This is a genomic window from Bradyrhizobium sp. 61 (assembly GCF_023073075.1).
Taxonomy (GTDB): domain Bacteria; phylum Pseudomonadota; class Alphaproteobacteria; order Rhizobiales; family Xanthobacteraceae; genus Bradyrhizobium; species Bradyrhizobium barranii.
This window is the reverse complement of sequence record NZ_JADPIU010000052.1, coordinates 764,822-785,013: the sequence shown is the minus strand read 5'-3', so window position 1 is coordinate 785,013 and position 20,192 is coordinate 764,822. Positions and strand designations below refer to the sequence as shown.

At 65.8% G+C, this 20,192-nt stretch carries 17 protein-coding genes and 1 other RNA gene; 2 read left to right on the top strand and 16 right to left on the bottom strand.

Annotated elements, in window-relative coordinates; all coding sequences use genetic code 11:
• Positions 1-79 precede the first annotated feature (79 nt).
• From IVB46_RS18690 to rsmH, 12 genes are all read right to left on the bottom strand, one after another.
• Positions 80-1,066, bottom strand: a complete 987-nt coding sequence (locus IVB46_RS18690) for a D-alanine--D-alanine ligase (protein WP_247304789.1) — start codon at positions 1,064-1,066, stop codon at positions 80-82.
• A 126-nt stretch (positions 1,067-1,192) separates the two neighbouring features.
• Positions 1,193-2,110 carry a UDP-N-acetylmuramate dehydrogenase gene (gene murB, locus IVB46_RS18685; RefSeq protein ID WP_247304070.1) on the bottom strand — a complete coding sequence of 306 codons (918 nt, stop codon included), beginning with the start codon at positions 2,108-2,110 and terminating at the stop codon, positions 1,193-1,195.
• A gap of 274 nt (positions 2,111-2,384) precedes the next feature.
• The gene (gene murC, locus IVB46_RS18680) at positions 2,385-3,788 is read right to left on the bottom strand and encodes a UDP-N-acetylmuramate--L-alanine ligase (protein WP_247304071.1); all 1,404 of its coding nucleotides are present in this window, start codon (positions 3,786-3,788) and stop codon (positions 2,385-2,387) included.
• Between the two features lie 120 nt (positions 3,789-3,908).
• The gene (murG, locus tag IVB46_RS18675) at positions 3,909-5,009 is read right to left on the bottom strand and encodes an undecaprenyldiphospho-muramoylpentapeptide beta-N-acetylglucosaminyltransferase (RefSeq protein WP_247304073.1); all 1,101 of its coding nucleotides are present in this window, start codon (positions 5,007-5,009) and stop codon (positions 3,909-3,911) included.
• A gap of 168 nt (positions 5,010-5,177) precedes the next feature.
• The gene (ftsW, locus tag IVB46_RS18670; RefSeq protein ID WP_063981538.1) at positions 5,178-6,329 is read right to left on the bottom strand and encodes a putative lipid II flippase FtsW; all 1,152 of its coding nucleotides are present in this window, start codon (positions 6,327-6,329) and stop codon (positions 5,178-5,180) included.
• A gap of 236 nt (positions 6,330-6,565) precedes the next feature.
• On the bottom strand, positions 6,566-7,966 hold the full coding sequence (gene murD / locus IVB46_RS18665; protein WP_247304075.1) for a UDP-N-acetylmuramoyl-L-alanine--D-glutamate ligase: 1,401 nt from the start codon (positions 7,964-7,966) through the stop codon (positions 6,566-6,568).
• Positions 7,967-7,973: 7 nt separating this feature from the next.
• Positions 7,974-9,077 carry a phospho-N-acetylmuramoyl-pentapeptide-transferase gene (gene mraY / locus IVB46_RS18660; RefSeq protein WP_014492955.1) on the bottom strand — a complete coding sequence of 368 codons (1,104 nt, stop codon included), beginning with the start codon at positions 9,075-9,077 and terminating at the stop codon, positions 7,974-7,976.
• A gap of 161 nt (positions 9,078-9,238) precedes the next feature.
• Complete coding sequence (gene murF, locus IVB46_RS18655; protein WP_247304077.1) at positions 9,239-10,618, bottom strand: UDP-N-acetylmuramoyl-tripeptide--D-alanyl-D-alanine ligase; 1,380 nt, start codon at positions 10,616-10,618, stop codon at positions 9,239-9,241.
• Positions 10,615-12,087 (bottom strand): UDP-N-acetylmuramoyl-L-alanyl-D-glutamate--2,6-diaminopimelate ligase, encoded by a 1,473-nt coding sequence (locus tag IVB46_RS18650; RefSeq protein ID WP_247304079.1) that lies wholly within the window; start codon positions 12,085-12,087, stop codon positions 10,615-10,617. Before IVB46_RS18650 ends, murF begins: the two co-directional genes overlap by 4 nt.
• 84 nt (positions 12,088-12,171) lie before the next feature.
• Positions 12,172-13,926, bottom strand: a complete 1,755-nt coding sequence (locus tag IVB46_RS18645) for a penicillin-binding protein 2 (RefSeq protein ID WP_247304081.1) — start codon at positions 13,924-13,926, stop codon at positions 12,172-12,174.
• A complete protein-coding gene (locus tag IVB46_RS18640) occupies positions 13,923-14,315 on the bottom strand; it encodes a hypothetical protein (RefSeq protein ID WP_014492951.1) in 393 nt (130 codons plus the stop codon). Before IVB46_RS18640 ends, IVB46_RS18645 begins: the two co-directional genes overlap by 4 nt.
• Before the next feature lie 3 nt (positions 14,316-14,318).
• Positions 14,319-15,308 (bottom strand): 16S rRNA (cytosine(1402)-N(4))-methyltransferase RsmH, encoded by a 990-nt coding sequence (gene rsmH / locus IVB46_RS18635; protein WP_247304083.1) that lies wholly within the window; start codon positions 15,306-15,308, stop codon positions 14,319-14,321.
• A 430-nt stretch (positions 15,309-15,738) separates the two neighbouring features.
• On the opposite strand from rsmH, the gene IVB46_RS18630 reads away from it, so the two are divergent.
• Entirely contained in the window at positions 15,739-16,602 is an 864-nt protein-coding gene (locus tag IVB46_RS18630; protein ID WP_175618141.1) for an N-acetylmuramoyl-L-alanine amidase, read from the top strand.
• Between the two features lie 118 nt (positions 16,603-16,720).
• Here IVB46_RS18630 and IVB46_RS18625 read toward each other — a convergent pair whose 3' ends face one another.
• From IVB46_RS18625 to IVB46_RS18615, 3 genes are all read right to left on the bottom strand, one after another.
• On the bottom strand, positions 16,721-17,953 hold the full coding sequence (locus IVB46_RS18625) for an RNA polymerase sigma factor (RefSeq protein ID WP_247304792.1): 1,233 nt from the start codon (positions 17,951-17,953) through the stop codon (positions 16,721-16,723).
• On the bottom strand, positions 17,953-18,303 hold the full coding sequence (locus IVB46_RS18620; protein ID WP_063981533.1) for a YciI family protein: 351 nt from the start codon (positions 18,301-18,303) through the stop codon (positions 17,953-17,955). Before IVB46_RS18620 ends, IVB46_RS18625 begins: the two co-directional genes overlap by 1 nt.
• 100 nt (positions 18,304-18,403) lie before the next feature.
• Entirely contained in the window at positions 18,404-18,754 is a 351-nt protein-coding gene (locus tag IVB46_RS18615) for a YciI family protein (protein WP_063981532.1), read from the bottom strand.
• A 149-nt stretch (positions 18,755-18,903) separates the two neighbouring features.
• On the opposite strand from IVB46_RS18615, the gene rnpB reads away from it, so the two are divergent.
• An RNA gene (rnpB, locus tag IVB46_RS18610) (RNase P RNA component class A) lies at positions 18,904-19,383 on the top strand.
• A gap of 58 nt (positions 19,384-19,441) precedes the next feature.
• Here rnpB and IVB46_RS18605 read toward each other — a convergent pair.
• Complete coding sequence (locus IVB46_RS18605; protein WP_247304093.1) at positions 19,442-20,155, bottom strand: alpha/beta hydrolase; 714 nt, start codon at positions 20,153-20,155, stop codon at positions 19,442-19,444.
• Between the last annotated feature and the right edge of the window lie 37 nt (positions 20,156-20,192).

Below are 20,192 nucleotides of genomic sequence, written 5' to 3'. Positions count from 1 at the left end.
TGCCGCGATGTCCGGCATTTTACCGGTTTTGGGTTCCAAAACCGGCCATTTCGCCCGTTCGGCCGTTAACCAGTCCTAATTATTTTCTGACGCCCCGCCCGGCGAGCTCGACCAGGCCACGCAGGAAGTCGACGAACGCGATGCCTTCGGCTTTCAGCGCCTTGGGGTAGAGCGAGGACTTGGTCAACCCGGGCAGCGTGTTGGTCTCGAGATAGACCAGGCCCCTGTCGGAGACGATGAAGTCCGAGCGGGAATAGCCGGTGCAGGACATCGCGCGATGCGCCAGCATCGCCTGCTCCTTCAGCGCAGCGGTGATCTCGGGCGCAAAACGGCCGGGGCAGATCTCCTGGGTCGACTTCAGGAGATATTTTGCGGCGTAGTCGAAATTGCCCTCGCCCGGAATGATTTCGATCGGCGGCAGCGAGATGATCGAGCCGTCGGGGCGCTCCAGCACGCCACAGGTTGCCTCGACGCCGGTGATGTAGGGCTCGATCACATAGTCTTCGTGCTTCGCCGCATTGCGGACGGCGACGAGATCCTGCCTGGCGTTGACGAAGATCAGGCCATAGCTCGAGCCGTCACGCGCCGGCTTTGCGATCAGTCGGCCATATTCGGCGAAGGCCTCGTCGATCTTGTCCAGCGCGACGTTGGCCGGCGGCGTCACGCCGCCGAGCGCGGCGAAATGCTTGGCTGCGATCTTGTCGAAGGCGAGATGCGAGGAGGCCGAGCCCGATCCGGTGAAAGGCACGCCGCGCGCCTCGCACATCACCTGCAATTCGCCGTTCTCGGCGCGCCCGCCATGCAGCCCAAGCACCAGCACGCGGCCCTCCGCCTTGGCCTGGTCGAGCGCCTGCCCCAGCGGAATGCCTGATGTGCCGGGCTTGAACTCGTCCTCGAACGGACGGGCGTGTTCGAGCAGTTGCTTCGAGTGCACGACATGCACCTTGTCCACGACGTCCCACCACCAGAGATCGGCCTCGGGCAGCGCCTGATGTAGCGCCTGGGCTGAGGCGACCGAAACCAGACGCTCCCGGTTGGAGCCGCCGAAGAGGATGGTGATGCGCATGTTCATAGTTCTCTCTAGTTCGTCATTTCGGGGCGCGACGAAGTCGCGAGCCCGGAATCCATAACCACAGCCTGGGGTTATGGATTCCGGGCCTGCGCCTGACGGCGCATCCCGGAATGACGGTGATCATGAAACCCCAATCCGCTTGATTTCCCAATGTAGCTCAATTCCGGAATTTGCCTTCACCCGTTCGCGCACGGTCTCGCCCAGCGTCTCGATGTCGTGCGCGGTGGCATCGCCCGTGTTGATCAAGAAATTGCAGTGCATCTCCGAGACCTGCGCGCCGCCGACGCGCAGGCCGCGGCAGCCGGCGGCGTCGACCAGCTTCCAGGCGGAATGGCCGGGCGGGTTCTTGAAGGTCGAGCCGCCGGTCTTTTCGCGGATCGGCTGCGCGGTTTCGCGATGGGTCTGTACCTCCGCCATCCGCGCGCGGATCTTATCAGGATCCCTGATCGCGCCGCGAAAGCGCGCGGAGGTGAAGATGATGGAGGGGTCGACGCCGCTGTTGCGGTAGACGAACTTCATGTCGGCGTTCGAGAACACGTGCTTGCTGCCGTCCCTCGCAATGCCGGTCGCCTCGATCAACACGTCCTTGGTCTCGCCGCCATTGGCGCCCGCATTCATGCGCAACGCACCGCCGATGGTGCCGGGAATGCCGAAGTAGAATTCGAGCCCGCCGATATTGGCGGAGGCCGCCACTTCCGCCACGCGCTTGTCGAGCGCGGCAGTTCCAGCGGTGACGACATCGCCGCTCGCGCTCGCCTCGCCAAAGGCGCGCGGCGCCAGCCGAATCACCACGCCCGCGATGCCACCGTCGCGCACGATCAGGTTGGAGCCGACGCCGACGACATAGACGGGAATGTCGGACGCAAGATGCGCGAGGAAGTAGGCGAGATCGTCCTCATCCGCCGGCGTGAACAGCACCTGCGCGGGACCACCGACGCGAAACCAGGTGAGCTCGGCGAGCGACTGGTTGGCCAGCATCCGGCCGCGCAGCTCCGGCATCGCAGCTTTGAGATCGGGCGTGATGTCGGGGAAGCTCATGGTGCGCTGACCGACATGCGAGCTGGATTGAGATTGCGCCGTGTGACGTTGTCCGCCAGCGCCCGGGGCTTACCCCTCTCCCCAACCCTCCCCCGCAAGGGGGGAGGGAGCCTGACCAGCGTGCTCACCTCATCCAGCGTCACAGCTGCGCTCTGATCCTTTGCGAGAGTCAGGGAGGCGCCGGCGGATGGGTTCCCTCCCCCCTTGCGGGGGAGGGTTAGGGAGAGGGGTGGCCACACGGGCGGTGGTCGACGATGACTTGACATCCGCTCGCTCACCCCAGCGCCTTCAATTCGCCGGGCAGCGCATACGCCCATTGCGTGATGTTGCCGGCGCCAAGGCACACGACGAGATCGCCGGGCTTCGCTAGGCCCTTGACGATACCTGCGAGCTCCGGCGCGGCCGGCAGCGGGATCACCTCGCGGTGGCCGTGGGCGCGCAGGCCCGCGACGAAATGATCACGGTCGATGCCGTCGATCGGCGCCTCGCCGGCGGCATAGACATCGGCGACAACAACCGTATCCGCATCGTTGAAGCAGGTGCAGAATTCCTCGAACAACGATTGCAGGCGGGTGTAGCGATGCGGCTGCACCACGGCGACGATCTTGCCGTTGGTGGATTCCCGCGCCGCCTTCAGCACTGCCGCGATCTCGACGGGGTGATGACCGTAATCGTCGATCACCGTGACGCCGTTCCACTCGCCTGTCTTGGTGAAGCGGCGCTTGACGCCGCCGAAGCCTGCGATCGCCTTGCGGATCGCCTCGTCCGACACGCCGAGTTCGCGCGCGACCGCAATCGCGGCCGTCGCGTTGGAGGCGTTGTGGCGTCCCGGCATCGGCAACATGAGATCGGCGATCTCGTGCACGGCGCCGGTCTTGCGATCGCGGAACGCGACCTTGAACTTGGAGCCACCGCCCATCGGGGTGAGATCGACGAGCCGCACATCGGCCTGCGGATTCTCGCCATAGGTGATGATGCGACGATCCTCGATCTTGCCGACGAGGCTCTGCACGACGGGATGGTCGATGCACATCACGGCGAAGCCGTAGAACGGCAGGTTCTCGACGAAATGCCGGAACGCGTCCTGCACCGCCTCGAAGGTCTTGAAGTGATCGAGATGCTCGGGGTCGACATTGGTGACGATCGCGACATCGGTCGGCAGCTTCAGGAACGTGCCGTCGCTCTCGTCCGCTTCGACCACCATCCATTCGCCGGCGCCGAGGCGCGCATTCGAGCCATAGGCATTGATGATGCCGCCATTGATCACGGTGGGATCGAGGCCGCCGGCATCGAGCAGCGTTGCGACCATCGTGGTCGTGGTGGTCTTGCCGTGGGTGCCGGCGATGGCGACGCAGCTCTTCAGCCGCATCAGCTCGGCCAGCATCTCGGCGCGGCGCACCACGGGAATGCGGCGTTCGCGCGCCGCCATCAATTCCGGATTGTCGCGCTTGATCGCGGTGGACACGACGACGACCGCAGCGCCGTCGACATTCTCGGCCTTGTGGCCGACCGAGACCTTTGCACCTGCCTTGCGCAGACGGTCGAGATTGTAATTGTCGGAGGCGTCCGAGCCCTGCACGACATAGCCGAGATTGACCAGCACCTCGGCGATGCCGCTCATGCCGATCCCGCCGATCCCGACGAAGTGGATGGGTCCGATCTCGCGCGGCAGTCTCATGCTCTGTTCCCTGACCTCGCCGCCGGAAAGGCGGCATCTGGCGAAGGTCACGGCCAAATCAGCCGCGCCGTTGTTACTGGATGCCCCGCTTTGGAAGGCCAAGACAAGGGCTTTTTCGCGTCAGATTCCCGCGACTTTGACCACCAGATCGGCCAAACGTTCGGCCGCATCGAGCCGCCCCGCCCCCTTCGCGGCTGCGGCCATCGATGCGAGGCGCGCGGGCTCGGCGGCGAAGGCGGAGATCTCGGCGGCGAGCCGGTCGGAGGTAAACTCGGTCTGCGGGATACGGATCGCGCCGTCGACCTTGGCCAGCACGCCGGCATTGGCGAACTGGTCCTGGTCGATCGAGCCGGGTAGCGGCACCAGGATCGAGGGCCGTCCGATCGCGGCGAGTTCGGCGACCGTGCCGGCGCCTGAACGCGACACCACCAGATGGTTGGAGGCGAGCCGCGCCGGCAGATCGGTGAAGAACGGCGCGAGCTCGGCATTGATCTTGAGCTTGTCGTAGACCGCGCGCACGCGCGCCATGTCTTCGTCGCGCACCTGCTGGGTCAGGACGAGCCGGCTCCATAGCGCAGGCTCAAGGCGCTCGATCGCACCGGGGACGACGTCGGCCATAATGCGCGCACCCTGGCTGCCGCCGACGACGAGCAGGCGCAGCGGTCCGTTCGCTTCAGGCGCGACATAGGGTACGGCGGCTGCGGCGAGGATCGCCGGACGCATCGGCGTGCCCACGGTCGTGGTCTTGCCTGCCAGCGCCGGATCGCGGTCGAGCACGCCGGGCAACGACGTCGCGATGGCGCGGACGCGGCTCGCCAGGAACCGGTTGGCGCGGCCGAGCACCGCATTGGCGTCGTGGATGATGCTGGGCACGCCCGCAAACTTTGCAGCGACCAGCGGCGGCAGCGTCGGGTAGCCGCCGAAGCCGACGACGGCGACGGGCTTCAATCGCCTGATCAGGCCGTAGGCGGACAGCGTGCCGGCGGCGAGCGTGAGGCCGGCATAGGCGAGCTGCAATGGATTGCGGCCACGCGCGGTCTCGCTCGAGACGACGTCGATCATGTCCTTGCTGAACAGCCCGCTATAGCGCAGCGCCCGCTCGTCCGTGACGAGGCGGACGCGAAAGCCGCGCCGGATCAGCTCGACGCCGAGCGCCTCGGCCGGAAACAAATGGCCGCCGGTGCCGCCCGCGGCGAGAAGAATCAGGGGGGAAGTGTCCATGGTAGCGGTATTTACAGGGAAAAAGCGCCTATTGCGAGCCGTGCTCGTGCCCCGGGCGCAGCGCAGCGCGCCGTACTTCGCGGCGTGGTGCGCTGCTGAACCGGGGCCCATTGGTGCGGCAGTCTGGGTCTCGGCTCTGCGCTCCGCTTGTCCGGGACACGAGAGTGGTCACGCGTAACTGCGCATCGCCTCGGCGTGGCCGCTCGCCTCGACTTCGGTGCGCGGGCGCAGCCGCGTCAGCGCCAGCATCATGCCGACGCCATAGGCCAGCGACACGATCGAGGAGCCACCGTAGGAGATGAAGGGCAGCGTCATGCCCTTGGCGGGGATGAGCTGGAGGTTGACCGACATGTTGATCGCGGCCTGCACGCCGAACAGGATCGCAAGGCCGGACGCCGCAAAGCGCGAGAACATGTCCTCATTGGCGTAGGCGCGCGACAGCGTGCGGATCACGACGAAAGCGAACAGCGCCAGCATCGCAAGGCACAGGATGATGCCGAACTCCTCGGCGGCAACCGCGAACACGAAGTCGGTGTGACTGTCCGGCAGGCTGCGCTTGGCGATGCCCTCGCCGGGCCCGAGCCCGAACCATCCGCCGTTGTAGAAGGCTTCCATGGCGGTATCGACCTGGAAGGTGTCGCCGGAAGCCGGATTCATGAAACGCTTGATGCGGCCGGCGACGTGCGGGACGAACAGATAAGCGCTGAACAGACCGGCCGCGGCGGCGCCCGCCAGGCCGAACACCCAGATCATGCGCATGCCCGCGATGAAGAACAGCGAGCCCCACACCATCAGGATCAGCATGGTCTGACCGAAGTCCGGCTCCATCACCAGCAGCGAGACCAGCATCAAGAGCAGCACCAGCGCCATCGAGGTCGCCGGCATCTCGGGCCGCCTGGTCGATTCCGCGAACAGCCAGGCAGCGATGACGACGAACGACGGCTTTGCAACTTCGGAGGCCTGGATGTTGACGCCGAGCAGCGTGATCCAGCGCCGCGAGCCCTTCACTTCGGGGCCGATCGCGAGCGTCAGCACGATCAGGATGATGCTGGCCGCGAAGATGATCAGGGCCGAGCGGCGGATCGCGCGCGGCGTCAGGAAGGACACCCCGAGCAGCACCAGGCAGGACGGCGCCAGGAACATCACGTGCCGGCTGAAGAAGTGGAAGGGATCGAGCCCGATGCGGGTCGCAACCGGCGGGCTCGCCGCCAGCGACAGGATCACGCCGGTGAGCATCAGCGCCAGGATGGCGCCCATCAGCGGCTTGTCGACGGTCCACCACCACTCGGAAAAGGGGGTGCGTTCTTCACGGGAGAGCATGGGCGGCCGCTTTCGGACAGAGGTCGGTCCATTGGTCGCCGAGGTTGGTTACCGGGGGGTTAAGGAAACGCGGATGTTTGGAGATAGGAGCGAGCGCCGACCTCACATGCTCGTCATGCCCCGGCTTGACCGGGGCATCCAGTACGCCGTGGCCTCCCGGCTCAAGCACCGCCTCTGGGATACTGGGTCGCCCGGTCAAGCCGGGCGACGACAGCGGAGCAAGGAGTAGCCGCGCCCTACACCACCGGCTTCACACCCGGCAGCGCCTGTACCAGCTCGCGGAACTTGGTGCCGCGGATCTCGAAATTGCGGTACTGGTCGAAGGACGCGCAGGCGGGTGACAGCAGCACCACTGCATCCGCGAGGCCCGAGGCTTCGGCATCGCGCGCGGCGTGCTCGACGGCGATGTCCAGCGTCTGGCTGATCTCGTGCGCGACCTGCGTGCCCAGCGTTCCCGAAAACTCCTGTGCGGCCTCGCCGATCAGATAGGCCTTGCGGATACGCGGGAAGTAGCCGGTCAGGCCGGTGATGCCGCCCGCCTTCGGCTTGCCGCCGGCGATCCAGAAGATTTCCGAAAAGGACGACAGCGCATGCGCGGTGGCATCGGCGTTGGTGCCCTTGGAGTCGTTGACGAACAGCACGTTGTCGCGGCGGCCGACCTGCTCCATCCGATGCGCGAGGCCCGGAAAGCTGCGCAGCCCGTTCTGCAGCACATCGAGGCTGATGCCCATCGCAAGCGCGGCAGCGGCGGCGCAGGCCGCGTTCTGCGCGTTGTGCTGGCCGCGGAGCGAGCCGATGCCGCCGAGCTTTGCGACCTCGCTCCGCGCGCCGCCAGCGGTGCGCACGATATTGCCGTGCTCGACATGGATGCCGGAGGCCAGCGGGTTCTTGACGGAGATCCGCACCACGTTCTTGCCGGCACGGTCGAGCCGGTCGGCGATGTCGCGGCAGAAGCCATCGTCGACGCCGACGATCGCGGTGCCGCCGGCCTGCACGCCGGCGACGAGACGCTCCTTCACCGCAGCGTAATGCGCGATGGTGCCGTGACGGTCGATATGGTCCTCGCTGACATTGAGCAAAATGCCGACGGAGGGATCGAGCGAGGGCGTGAGGTCGATCTGGTAGGACGACATCTCGATGACGTGGACGCGGCCCGTGCGCGGCGGCTCCAGCGACAGGATCGCGGTGCCGATATTGCCGCCCATCTGGGTGTCGTAGCCGGCGACCTTTGTCAGATGCGCAATCAGCGCGGTCGTGGTCGACTTGCCGTTGGTGCCGGTGATCGCGACGAACGGCGCGTTGGGCGCGTGACGGCGACGCTCGCGGCAGAACAGCTCGATATCGCCGATCACCTCGCAACCCGCCTCGCGCGCCTTCAGCACGCTCCAGTGCGGCACGGGATGGGTGAGCGGCACGCCGGGCGCGAGCACCAGCGCCGCGAAATTCGCCCAGGAGACATTGCGCAAATCGACGGTGATGAAACCCGCTTGCGCGGCCTTGGCGACGTTCTCGGCATTGTCGTCGGCGGCAATCACCTCGGCGCCGCCCGCTTTCAACGCGTGACAGGACGCAAGCCCCGAGCCGCCGAGGCCGAACACCGCGACCGTCTTGCCGGCGAAGGATGTGACCGGGATCATCGATCGATCACCGCAGCTTCAGCGTCGAGAGACCGGCGAGCGCCAGCATCACCGAGATGATCCAGAACCGGATCACGATCTGCGGCTCAGTCCAGCCGAGCTGCTCGAAATGGTGATGGATCGGCGCCATCCGGAAGATGCGTTTGCCGGTGAGCTTGAACGACACCACCTGCACGATGACGGAAACCGCTTCCAGCACGAACAGGCCGCCGATCACCGCGAGCACGATCTCGTGCTTCACCGCGACCGCGATTGCGCCGAGCATGCCGCCGAGCGCGAGCGAGCCGGTGTCGCCCATGAAGATCGAGGCCGGCGGCGCGTTGAACCAGAGGAACCCGAGACCGGCGCCCAGCAGCGCGCCGCAGAGCACCGCGAGTTCGCCGGTTCCCGCGACATATTTGATCTGGAGATAGTCGGCGAACACCGCGTTGCCGGCGAGATAGGCGATCATCGCAAAGCTCGCGGTCGCGATCATCACGGGCACGATGGCGAGGCCGTCGAGACCGTCGGTGAGGTTCACCGCATTGCCGGCGCCGACGATGACGAAGGCGCCGAACACGACGAAGAACCAGCCGAAATGCAGCACGGTGTCCTTGAGGAAGGGAATCGTCAGCGCGGTCGACGCGGGATCGCGGTTCAATCGCACCAGCGCATAGCAGGCGACCAGCGCGATGGCGGCCTCGATCAGCAGGCGCAGCTTGCTGCCGAAGCCCGTCGTGGTCTGCTTGGTCACCTTGAGGTAATCGTCATAGAAGCCGACGAAGCCGAAGCCGAGCGTCACCGCCAGCACGATCCAGACATAGGGGTTGAGCGGATTGGCCCACAGCACGGTGCCGACCGTGAGGCCGGACAGGATCATCAGCCCGCCCATGGTGGGCGTGCCTTTCTTGGCGAGATGCGATTGCGGGCCGTCGGTCCGGATCGGCTGGCCCTTGCCCTGACGGATGCGCAGATGGTCGATGATCCAGGGCCCGAACAGGAACACGAACAGCGCGCCGGTGACGACGGCGCCGCCGGTGCGGAAGGTGATGTAGCGGAAGACGTTCAGGAAGGTGCGAACGGCACCGAAGCCGGGAAATGTGTTGGAGAGCTCGATCAGCCAGTAAAACATTCAGACGGTCCTATGGCGCCTTTGCACGCGGCCCTGGTGTTGGCCTTGACTTGCCTCACGCGCATTCGCGGGTCTTCTTCATGGGGTCGGGCGACCTCTGGGAAAACGGACGGCTTCGCGCCGCAAAGGGTGGGATTCGGGAACTGCGCCTTCCAAGCAGTTTACGCCTTTGCCTGCAAGGCGGCCACTAGGCCCGGCACAAACTTGTTGACCCAGAACATCTTCTTGCTGCCCTTGACAACCACGACATCGCCTGCCCTCAGCAGATTTGCGACCTCGCCCGGCTTCAGCGTGGCGGGGTCGTCGTGCCAGCCCAGGCCCTTGCCCGCCGGCAACACGTCGTAGAGATGGCGCATCAAGGGACCGACGCAGTAGACGCCGTCGATGCCGTCGAGATGCTTAGCGAGGGCCGTGTGGTAGCTTGGTGCGTCATCGCCCAGTTCCAGCATGTCGCCGAGCACCGCGATGCGGCGGCCGCCGGTCACGTTGCGCGCCTGGAGGCTTTGCAGTGCAGCAGCCACGCTGGCCGGATTGCCGTTGAAACTGTCGTCGATCACGGTGACGCTGCCGATCGCCTGCTCGACGCCGCGGCCGGTCATGATGCCGACCCGGTCGAGCTTGATCGCGAGCGTCGCCGCATCGAGGTTCGCGGCGCGGATCGAAGCGAGCGCCGCGAGCGCATTCTGCACGCGGTGCGGTGCGCCCGGCGTCAGGCTGAAGGCGATCTCCTTCTTGCCGAGCGCGGCAACGACCTGCCAGCTCTCGCCATGCGGCGCGTGCGCGACCTCGTGCACCTCGGCTTTCTCGCCGAACCGTACCACCTTGCCCTTCCAGTCCGGCGCCTTGATCCCGGCAGGCAGCACCAGCACGCCATCCTCGGGCAGGCCGAGCGCGATCGACACCTTCTCGCGCCTGATGGCTTCGAGCGAGCCGAGCTTTTCCAGATGCACCGGCTGAACGTTGACGACGAGCGCGACGGTCGGCCGCGTCAGCTCGCTGAGCCGCGCGATCTCGCCGGTCTGGTTCATGCCCATCTCGACGACCCAGAGGCTGGCGTCGGGCCTGGCGTTGCACAGCGTCAGCGGCACGCCCCAGAAATTGTTGAAGCTCGATGGGCTGGCATAGGCGCCGGGGTAGGCTGCAAGGAATTCCTTGGTGCTGGTCTTGCCCGCGCTGCCGGTGAGTCCGATCACCGGTCCGTTGAAACGGGCGCGTGCGGCGCGTGCGAGGCCCCAGAGACCATCGATCAGCGTGTCCTTGACGACGATCTGGGGAATGCGGATGCCGGCGATCTCGTGCGGCACGATCATCGCGACCGCGCCCGATGCTTCCGCCTTGTCGGCGAACTCCCAGCCGTCGCGCGCGCTGGCGAAGGCCGAGATAAAGCCGCCGCTCGGCGTACCGCTGAGCGCGACGAACAGGCAGCCCGGCTTCACCAGGCGGCTGTCCTGGGTGACGAAGTCGATCGGCGTGTCCGGAAATGATCCCGCAGCGCCCAGCGCACGCGCCACTTCGGCAACCGTCCATATTGGCGCGCTCATGCATCCCTCGACGCTAATGCGGCGGCGACCGCCTCGTGATCACTGAAGGGCAGCACCTCGCCGCCGACGATCTGTCCGGTCTCGTGGCCCTTGCCGGCGACGAGCAGCGCATCGCCGTCTTCCAACTCCTCGATCGCGGTGCGGATCGCCGCGGCACGGTCGCCGATTTCGCGGGCACCTATTGCAGTCGCGAGGATTTCAGCGCGAATGGCTTCCGGCTTCTCGCTGCGCGGATTGTCGTCGGTGATGATGACGCGGTCGGCGTTCTCGGCCGCGATCTCGCCCATGATCGGGCGCTTGCCGGCATCGCGGTCGCCGCCGGCGCCGAACACGACGACCAGCCGGCGTTTTGCGTAAGGCCGCAAAGCCTGCAACGCCTTCTCCAACGCGTCGGGCTTGTGGGCGTAGTCGACGAAGATCGGCGCACCGTTGCGCTCGCCGACGCGCTCGAGCCGACCCTTGGCGCCTTCGAGATGTTCGAGGCTCGCAAACACGTTGGCCGGATCGCTGCCGGTGCCGATCGCCAGACCGGCCGACACCAGTGCGTTCTCGATCTGGAATTCGCCGGCCAGCGGCAGCCGGACCGCATAACGCTTGCCGCGATGTTCGACGGCAAGGACTTGCGAAAAACCTTCGACCTCGGCCGCGGCGAGACGAATGCCCTCGCCTGCCCCGTCGCCGTTGCGGCCGACCGCCATCACGCGCAGGCCGTGCGACCGGGCAGCATTGATTGCTTCCGCCGAGCAATCATGATCGGCGGAGATCACCGCCGCCCCATCCGCCGGGACCAATTCGCGGAACAGGCGGAGTTTTGCTGCGAGATAATGCGCGACGGTTGGATGGTAATCCATGTGGTCGCGCGAGAGATTGGTGAAGCCGCCGGCGGAGACACGCACGCCGTCGAGGCGGTACTGGTCGAGTCCGTGCGAGGACGCCTCGAAGGCGAGATGCGTCACGCCTTCGCGCGCGATCTCATCGAGCTGCCGGTGCAGCGCGATCGGATCCGGCGTCGTCAGCGAACCGTAGACGGTGCGCTTGGGCGAGACGAGACCGATGGTGCCGATGCTGGCGGAGGCATGCCCCAGCCGCTCCCAGATCTGGCGCGTGAACGCGGCGACCGAGGTCTTGCCGCTGGTGCCGGTCACCGCCGCGATGGTCGCGGGCTGCGCGGGGAAGAATTTGGCCGCGGCCAACGCCAGCGCGCGGCGCGGATTGGCCACCGTGACGAACGGCACCTTGCTGCCATCAGGTGCATGGTCGCCGACGATCGCCACCGCGCCTGCTGCAATCGCGGCATCGACGAAGCGCGCGCCGTCGGTCTTGCTGCCCGCGAGGGCGAAGAAGAGATCGCCGGGCTTGACCACACGGCTGTCGAGCGCAACGCCGGTCACATCGAGCGCCGCGACAGCGGGCTCGATTGCGGCATCATTGCCTGGAATGTCCTGACCTAGGAGGTCGCGCAGCTTCATGGTCTTCCAGTCGACATGCCGTCCGGAAAGCCGGATCTTCGGAAAAGCCCCGACTCAGCAGCGGCGACGGCCCACCCCCGTTGATTACTGGGTTGTCCTGGATGCTGCAAGAATAAGGCGGTCGGACGGCGGCAGGTCAAACCGTGGCTCGATGCCCAGAAGCGGCGCGATCCGCTCGATCACCTTGCCGCCCGTCGGCACTGCGTTCCAGCCCGAGGTGATGAAACCATGCGTTTCGGGCAGCGCCTGCGGCTCGTCCAGCATGATCAGGATCTGATATTTTGGATTGTCGGAGGGCATGATCGCCGTGAAGGAGTTGAGCACCCGCTTCTTGGCGTAGCGGCCATTGATGACTTTCTCGGACGTGCCGGTCTTGCCGCCGACATAATAGCCCTTGACGTCTGCCTGTTTCGCCGACCCGACCTCAGCATTGAGCCGCATCAGATACCGCATCTTATCGCTGGTCTCTTGCTTGATCACGCGCTTGGCCATCGCCGCCGCTTCGGATTCGCTTCGCTTCATGAAGGTCGGCGGAATCAAATAGCCACCGTTCATCAGCGCGTTGATACCCATCACCGCCTGGAGTGGCGCCACCGACAGACCCTGGCCGAACGCGATGGTGACGGTGTTCAGCTCACTCCAGCGGCGCGGCACCAGCGGAGCCGCGCTCTCGGGCAGCTCGGTGCGCAGCCGCGTCAACTGGCCCATCTTGGCAAGGAACGCCTTGTGCGCCTCGACGCCCTGGCCGAGCGCGATCCGCGCAGCGCCGATGTTGGAGGAGTAATAGAACACTTCCTTGGTGTTGATGAAACGTCCGAGCGAATGACTGTCGTGGATGGTGAACTTGCCGTAGTGCAGGTTTCCGCGCGCATCCCACGACGAGTTCAAATTGATCTTTCCGGAATCGAGCGCCATCGCCAGCGTGAACGCCTTGAAGGTCGAGCCCATCTCGTAGACGCCCGTGGTCAGGCGGTTGATGCGGTCGGGGTCGTGCGCTTCCTTCGGATTGTTGGGATCGAAATCCGGAAGCGAGACCATCGCCACGATCTCGCCGGTCTTGACATTCGAGACGATGCCGGAGGCGGCCTTGGTGTGGTACTTCTCCTTGGCCTTCAAGAGCTCGTCGCGCAGCGCGTGCTCGACGCGCAGATCGACCGACAGCTCGATCGGCTTTTGCAGCCGGTCGGTGGCAAAGCCTGCGCGGTGGAGATCGGCGAGCCCTTGATTGTCGAGCCACTTCTCCATGCCGGCGATGCCCTGGTTGTCGATGTTGACGAGACCGATGAGGTGGGCGACCTCGTTGCCGGTCGGATAGACGCGCTTGTTCTCGCGCAGGAAGCCGATGCCGGGAATGCCGAGCTTGTGGATGTCCTGCTGCTGCTTCGGCGTGATCTCGCGCTTGAGCCAGACAAAACCCTTTCGCGCCGACAAGCGCTCGCGCACCTCGGCCTCGTCGAGGTCGGGCACGGTGGCGGTGAGAAGCTCGATCGCCTCGTCCTTGTCGATGATGCGGCGCGGCTCGCCGAACAGGCTCGCGGCCTTGACGTCGGTCGCGAGGATCGCGCCGTTGCGGTCGACGATGTCGGGCCGCGCGGTCGCGACCACCTCTTGCGCGGCAGCACGGCGCGCGCTGTGGGCGTCGGCACCGATCGCGAACATCACGAGCCGGCCGCCGATCAGGACGTAGACCGAGGTAAAGGCGATCATCGCGAGGCCAACGCGCGCGCGCGCCTTCGCGGCGCGGTCAACGTTGCGCCCGTAGAGCAGGCTGCGGATCAGCCGCTGCCGCCAGGGCTCGGGCGGCTTTTGAGTTGGCTTGGCCGGGGTCACAGCGCTCATTGCTTGTCCTCGGGTTGAGGCACGGAGCCCGTCACCGTATCCGGATCGCTCGCGGCTTCGATGGTGTTGAGCATGGCCCCGATCGGATCCGGCTCGCCCGGCCTGAACATCCGCGGCGGACGCTCCGGCAGGTTCTTCAGCGAGTCATATTGCGTACCGTTGACCGGCTTGAGCGGCAGATGCCGGTCGGACAGGCCCTGCAGGCGCAAGGGCGCATCGAGCTTGGCCCATTCGGAGCGCAGCGCCGCGATCGCATCGCGCTGCTCGCGGATCTCCGCATGCAGCCGCAGCACCTTTTCGGTGCGCGCCGTGGAGTCCATCTTGATCCGGTAGACGTAGGCCGCCGCGAAGATCAGCGCGCCGATGACGAGGAGGTGGATGAAGCGCATGCGCTAGCCGCCCCTCATCACGTCGGAGAGCTTTGGCCAGGACGAGGGCTCGCCGTCGTCGTGCGCGGGCGCATCGGTACGTTCAGCGGCGCGCAGCTTTGCGGAACGCGCGCGCGGATTATGCGCGACTTCCTCCTCACCCGCGATCACCGGCCGCCGGGTCAGCAGCTGGAAGCTCGGCGGGACTTGCGCGACTTCCGGCAGATGCCGCGAGCCGCCGCCGGTCTTCGAACGCTCGGCGAGGAAATTTTTGACGATGCGGTCTTCCAGCGAATGGAACGAGACCACCACGAGGCGGCCGTCCGGCTTGAGCACGCGCTCGGCCGCAGCGAGCGCGGACTGGAGTTCCTCGAGCTCTTCATTGACGAAGATGCGCAGGGCCTGGAACGTTCGCGTCGCCGGATGAATATCGCCGGGTTTCGAGCGCACGACCCTGCCGACGAGATCGGCGAGCGCGCGCGTTGTCGTGAACGGCGTCTCCTGCCGGTCGGCGACGATGGCGCGGGCGATGCGGCGCGACTGCCGCTCCTCACCAAAGAGATAGATGATGTCGGCGAGATCGCTTTCCGAGGCGCGCGCGACGATGTCGGCCGCCGTCGGCCCCGCCTGCCCCATCCGCATGTCGAGCGGACCGTCGAGACGGAAGGAGAAGCCGCGGCCGGCCTGGTCGAGCTGCATCGAGGAGACCCCGACATCCATCACGACGCCGTCGACGGCATCGACGCCTTGCCCCGCACAGACCTCGGCGAGATTGGAGAAGCGGTCCTCGACCAGCGTCAGCCGGCCCGCGGAGCGTTCGACGAGCTCGGCCCCGCCGGCGATCGCCGTGCGGTCGCGATCGATCGCAATCAGCCGGGTTCCCGGCACGTCGAGGATGGCGCGGCTGTAGCCGCCGGCGCCGAAGGTGGCGTCGACATAGATCCCGCCCGCGCGCGGCGCGAGATGATCGACCGCCTCACGGCCAAGAACGGGGATGTGCGGAACCGAGCTCATGCGCCACACCCGCAGAGCGTCCATGCGAGATCTGGGACGAGCGAGTCCATTACGCCTCGAATAATTCCGCGTCGCGGCGGTTCCACGACCCAACCTTCGTCCAGCATGGTTACCGAGCCCGGTCATCCCGGGCCGCAAACCCAGTGTTCCCAGTGGAATTTGTCGGGCAGCCATGGGATTTCGAGCCAAAATACGCTTTGGCCGCCTCCGGACGCGGGTCGGCTCTTCAATCCTCAGTAACGGCCCTTAGCGTTAAGAAAGCGTTGATCGGCTTGTTACAAGTCGAAAAGGTGACGCGTCGGTGATGCTCCATCCACACACATGCGCCAAAATGCATCCATTAACCGCGCCGCGCGATTGCGCGCGGCGGAGGGTAAAGGAATAGTAAAGAGAAGGGCTTGGCCCACTCTCTGTCCGACTTGAGCTGTCTATGTCGTCCGGTCCTTCCACGCCGTCTGGATCTGATTCGAAACGTCAACGCGTTCTCCCGGTTCCCAAGGCCGCGGCGAACACGCGGACGTTCGAGCCGGATTCCTCGATCGTCTCCGACATCATCCCTTCGCCGAACCATGGCGACCGCAACAAGGGACGGCAGCCGGATATGATCCTGCTGCACTACACCGGCATGCCCGACGTCGAGGGCGCGTTGGCGCGGCTGTGCACGGCGGGCACCGAAGTGTCGGCGCATTACGTCGTGCTGGAGGACGGCCGCATCGTGCAATGCGTGCCCGAGGCCAAGCGCGCCTGGCACGCGGGCGTCTCGTCCTGGGCCGGCGAGGACGACATCAACTCCTGCTCGATCGGCATCGAGATCATCAATCGCGGCCATGACTGGGGCTATCCGGAATATCCGTCGCGCCAGATCGCCGCCGTGATCACGTTGTGCCGCGGCATCATGCTTCGCCGCAACGTCGCCGCGCACCGGGTGCTCGGCCATTCCGACGTCGCGCCGGCGCGCAAGAAGGATCCCGGCGAGAAATTTCCGTGGCATTCGCTGGCCAATTCCGGCGTCGGACACTGGGTGACGCCCGCGCCGGTCGTGCGCGGCGAGAGCCTGATGCTCGGCACCATCAGCGACGAGGTGCTGAGCCTGCAGCAGGCGCTCGCCCGATACGGCTACGGCGTGCCGCTGACCGGCAAATACGATGCCGCGACGATGGAAGTCGTCACCGCCTTCCAGCGCCATTTCCGCCCGGCGCGGCTCGATGGTGTCGCGGATCACTCGACGCTGTCGACATTGCAGGCGTTGCTCGCGAGCCTGCCGGCGGATGCAACGGCTGTCGCGGCGAAGTAACGGCGCGAGCCACACACTTCGTCATTGCGAGCGCAGCGAAGCAATCCAGACTGCCTCCGTGGAAAGAGTCTGGATTGCTTCGTCGCTACGCTCCTCGCAATGACGGAGTATGTAGCAGCTACTCCATCTCCCGCATCCGTCGCGCATAGAGCCGCCGCAACGGCTCCAGTTGCGTCGCCTCCGTCGCCGCGCGATACGCCTCGCGCGCCTCGTCCTTGCGGCCGAGCCGCCGCAGCAGATCGGCACGCACCGCCGGCAACAGCTCGTAGCCACGAAGCCCGCCGCGCGCGGCGGTCGCATCGACGAGATCGAGCGCGCGCGCCGGGCCGTCGACCATCGAGACTGCGGCGGCGTGGTTAAGCTCGATCACCGGCGACGGACTGATGCGCAGCAGCACCTCATAGAGTCCGGCGATCTGCGGCCAGTCGGTCTGCTCGTAGCTCGGCGCACGGGCATGCAGCGCGGCGATCGCGGCCTGCACAGCATAGGGCTGCGGGCGGCCAGGCACGCGGAGCGCGTCGTCCACGAGACGCAGACCTTCCTCGATCTGCACGCAATTCCAGAGCGAACGATCCTGCTCTTCCAGCAGAACGACGTCGCCGGCTGTGGTCTCGCGCCCGGCACGGCGCGCATCGTGCAGTAACATCAAGGCGAGCAGGCCTTTGATCCCGGCGCGATCCGGCATCAGCCGGTCGAGCAACCGGCCGAGCCTGATCGCTTCGACCGCGAGATCGGGCCGCATCAAATCCGCGCCCGAGGTCGCAACATAGCCTTCGGTGAAGACGAGATAGATCACGGCGAGCACGCCGTTGAGCCGCGGCGCAAGCGCGGCGTGCTCGGGCACTTCATAAGGAATGCCGGCGAGCCTGATCTTCTGCTTGGCGCGGACGAGGCGCTGCGCCATCGCATCCTCGCCGACGAGAAAGGCGCGCGCGACCTGCGCCATGGACAGCCCGCAGACGGTGCGCAGCGTCAGCGCGACCTGGACCTCGATGGCGAAGGCTGGATGGCAGCACGTGAAGATCAGCCGCAGCATATCGTCATCGAGCGTTGCTGGCGGCTCGTCGGGCGCCTGCGCGTTGAACTCGAGCTCATGCACGAGCGCCCGCTGCTTGCCGCGGAACACGGCCTGCCGCCGGATGCGATCGATCGCCTTGTTGCGACCGACATTGACCAGCCAGGCGCGCGGATTATCGGGCACCTCGCCCGCCGACCAGCGCTCCAGCGCGACCGCGAAGGCATCCTGGAGCGCGTCCTCGGCGAGATCGAAATCGCCGACGAGGCGGATCAGCGTGGCAAGCACCCGCCCCGCCTCGTCGCGAAAAATCCGAGCGATGTCGGCAGGACAGATCACTTGTAGATCATGACCGGCCTGACTTCGATGGATCCCTCTTTGGCCTCGGGAATCCGAGCAGCCAGTCCGACGGCGGTGTCCAGATCCTTGGCCTCGACCAGATAGTAGCCGGCGAGCTGCTCGCGAGTCTCCGCGAAGGGACCGTCGGTCGTCAGGGTCTTGCCCTCGCGCACGCGCACGGTGGTCGCCGTCGTGGTCGGCTGAAGCCCGTCGCCGGCCTTGAAATGGCCGCTCTGGACGATGGACTGCGTGTAAGTGCCGTACTCCGCCGACAGCGCCTGACGGTCCGCGGGGGACATGTTGATCATTTTCGCTTCGTTCCGGTAGATCAGCAGTAGGTACTGCATGGCTTACTCCTGTTGTTCGGCCTGATTGCCGACATCCAGTCGAACGGGGCCAACATCAAACGACATCCTCGGGATAATTATTCGATATCAGGGGACGAGATCATTTGTAGATCATCACGGGCCTGACTTCGATCGAGCCGTCCCTGGCTCCGGGAATCCGCGCGGCCATCGCGATCGCTGCGTCGAGGTCTCTCGCCTCGACGAGATAATAGCCGCCGAGTTGCTCGCGGGTCTCGGCGAACGGACCATCGGTCGCGAGTACCTTGCCGTCGCGAACGCGAACGGTGGTCGCAGTCGAGGTCGGCTGGAGCCCGTCGCCGGCCTTGAAGTTGCCGCTCTGGACGATGGACTGGGTGTAGGCGGAATACTCCGCCAACAGCTTCTGGTAATCTGCGGGGTCCATCTTGCTCTGTTGAGCTTCGTTCCGGTAGATCAGCAGCAAATACTGCATCGCTTAACTCCTGTTGCTCGGCTGGATTGCCGGCATCCAGTCGAACCGGGCCCACGACCAACGACATGTTCAGGATAAATTATTCGCAGCCGGCGTGCGCGGCGATCTCTGCTTGACGGAACCGTCACAAATGCCCCATGCGTAGCCGGTCAGTCGGCCGGACGGCCGCTCCGGCAGGTGCCGAAAGGCCGCCGGGGAGGAAAGTCCGGGCTCCCTTGACATACGGTGCCGGATAACGTCCGGCGGGGGCAACCCCAGGGAAAGTGCCACAGAGAACGAACCGCCCGCCGACGCCCCTTCGGGGCTCTGGCGCGGCAAGCCCTCGGGCCTGCCGTGCCGTAGCAGCGCAAGCTGCGTAGGCAGGTAAGGGTGAAAAGGTGCGGTAAGAGCGCACCGCGGCTCCGGCAACGGAGCCGGCATGGTAAACCCCACCGGGAGCAAAACCGAATAGGGACGGCGTAGCGGGCTGTTCGCGCAAGCGATAACGCCGCGGGGCGATGTCAGGCCCGCCGTCCGGGTAGGTTGCTCGAGGCCATGTGCAAACATGGTCCCAGAGGAATGGCCGTCACGTATCGTTCGCGCAAGCGGACGGTGCCTTACAGAACCCGGCTTACAGGCCGGCTGATATCTTGCAACGAGGGGTTCGATGCTGACCGCATCGAGCCCCTCACCATTTTGGCCGCTGCCCTACGCCACGATCTCCTTCAGCGTCTGCATCAAAGCCTCGGGCGCCGTCACGTTCGGCGCATGACTCGCATCGAGCTCGAAATAGCGCCAGCCCTCCTCGTTCTTCGTGCGCTTCGCGAACTGCCCGAATACGTCGCCCGGCGGAATGCGCCTGCAATAGATGTAGCTGCGCGGCATCGCCGGCTCGCCGTGTTCGAGCTTGAGCCTCGTCTCGAAACATTTGATCGGCATGTTGATGCGTCGCGCATTGAGCCAGTCGAGATCGGCCTGCGGCGTATCCGGCGGCGGCGGATTCGGCGGGATGCGATAACCATCACCCGCGGCAGCCGCCTTGCGCATCGGCTCGCGCCCGCCCTCATTGAGATCGAACAGCGACTGGCCGTCACCCGGCACGAAGGCATCGAGATAGATCAGTTGCGTGACGCGCTCGCGCGCGCGGTCGGCAACACCGGTCGCGACCATGCCGCCATAGCTGTGGCCGAGCAGCACGATGTCGTCGAGGTCCTCGAACTTGATGACGTTGAGGATGTCCTGGATGTGCGTATCCAGATCGATCGCGGGACTGGCCAGATGCGCACGCTCGCCAAGCCCGGTGTAGGTCGGCGCCACCAGGCGGTGGCCGGCCTGCGCCATCAGCGGATGCATCTTCTTCCAGGCCCATCCGCCGGACCATGCGCCATGACAGAGCAGAAAAGTCTTCGCGCGTGCGGCCATCGGCGTTTCCATCGTTCTTGTTTGTACGATGGAGTGT

What these genes read in the sequence shown, in the direction of transcription:
- IVB46_RS18650 (WP_247304079.1), bottom strand. Translation starts at nt 12,087, where the DNA reads ATGAAGCTGCGCGACCTCCTAGGTCAGGACATTCCAGGCAATGATGCC.
- IVB46_RS18630 (WP_175618141.1), top strand. Translation starts at nt 15,739, where the DNA reads ATGTCGTCCGGTCCTTCCACGCCGTCTGGATCTGATTCGAAACGTCAA.
- IVB46_RS18620 (WP_063981533.1), bottom strand. Translation starts at nt 18,303, where the DNA reads ATGCAGTACCTACTGCTGATCTACCGGAACGAAGCGAAAATGATCAAC.
- mraY (WP_014492955.1), bottom strand. Translation starts at nt 9,077, where the DNA reads ATGTTTTACTGGCTGATCGAGCTCTCCAACACATTTCCCGGCTTCGGT.
- murC (WP_247304071.1), bottom strand. Translation starts at nt 3,788, where the DNA reads ATGAGACTGCCGCGCGAGATCGGACCCATCCACTTCGTCGGGATCGGC.
- IVB46_RS18645 (WP_247304081.1), bottom strand. Translation starts at nt 13,926, where the DNA reads ATGAGCGCTGTGACCCCGGCCAAGCCAACTCAAAAGCCGCCCGAGCCC.
- murF (WP_247304077.1), bottom strand. Translation starts at nt 10,618, where the DNA reads ATGAGCGCGCCAATATGGACGGTTGCCGAAGTGGCGCGTGCGCTGGGC.
- IVB46_RS18615 (WP_063981532.1), bottom strand. Translation starts at nt 18,754, where the DNA reads ATGCAGTATTTGCTGCTGATCTACCGGAACGAAGCTCAACAGAGCAAG.
- ftsW (WP_063981538.1), bottom strand. Translation starts at nt 6,329, where the DNA reads ATGCTCTCCCGTGAAGAACGCACCCCCTTTTCCGAGTGGTGGTGGACC.
- murG (WP_247304073.1), bottom strand. Translation starts at nt 5,009, where the DNA reads ATGGACACTTCCCCCCTGATTCTTCTCGCCGCGGGCGGCACCGGCGGC.
- IVB46_RS18605 (WP_247304093.1), bottom strand. Translation starts at nt 20,155, where the DNA reads ATGGCCGCACGCGCGAAGACTTTTCTGCTCTGTCATGGCGCATGGTCC.
- IVB46_RS18640 (WP_014492951.1), bottom strand. Translation starts at nt 14,315, where the DNA reads ATGCGCTTCATCCACCTCCTCGTCATCGGCGCGCTGATCTTCGCGGCG.
- IVB46_RS18690 (WP_247304789.1), bottom strand. Translation starts at nt 1,066, where the DNA reads ATGCGCATCACCATCCTCTTCGGCGGCTCCAACCGGGAGCGTCTGGTT.
- rsmH (WP_247304083.1), bottom strand. Translation starts at nt 15,308, where the DNA reads ATGAGCTCGGTTCCGCACATCCCCGTTCTTGGCCGTGAGGCGGTCGAT.
- murD (WP_247304075.1), bottom strand. Translation starts at nt 7,966, where the DNA reads ATGATCCCGGTCACATCCTTCGCCGGCAAGACGGTCGCGGTGTTCGGC.
- murB (WP_247304070.1), bottom strand. Translation starts at nt 2,110, where the DNA reads ATGAGCTTCCCCGACATCACGCCCGATCTCAAAGCTGCGATGCCGGAG.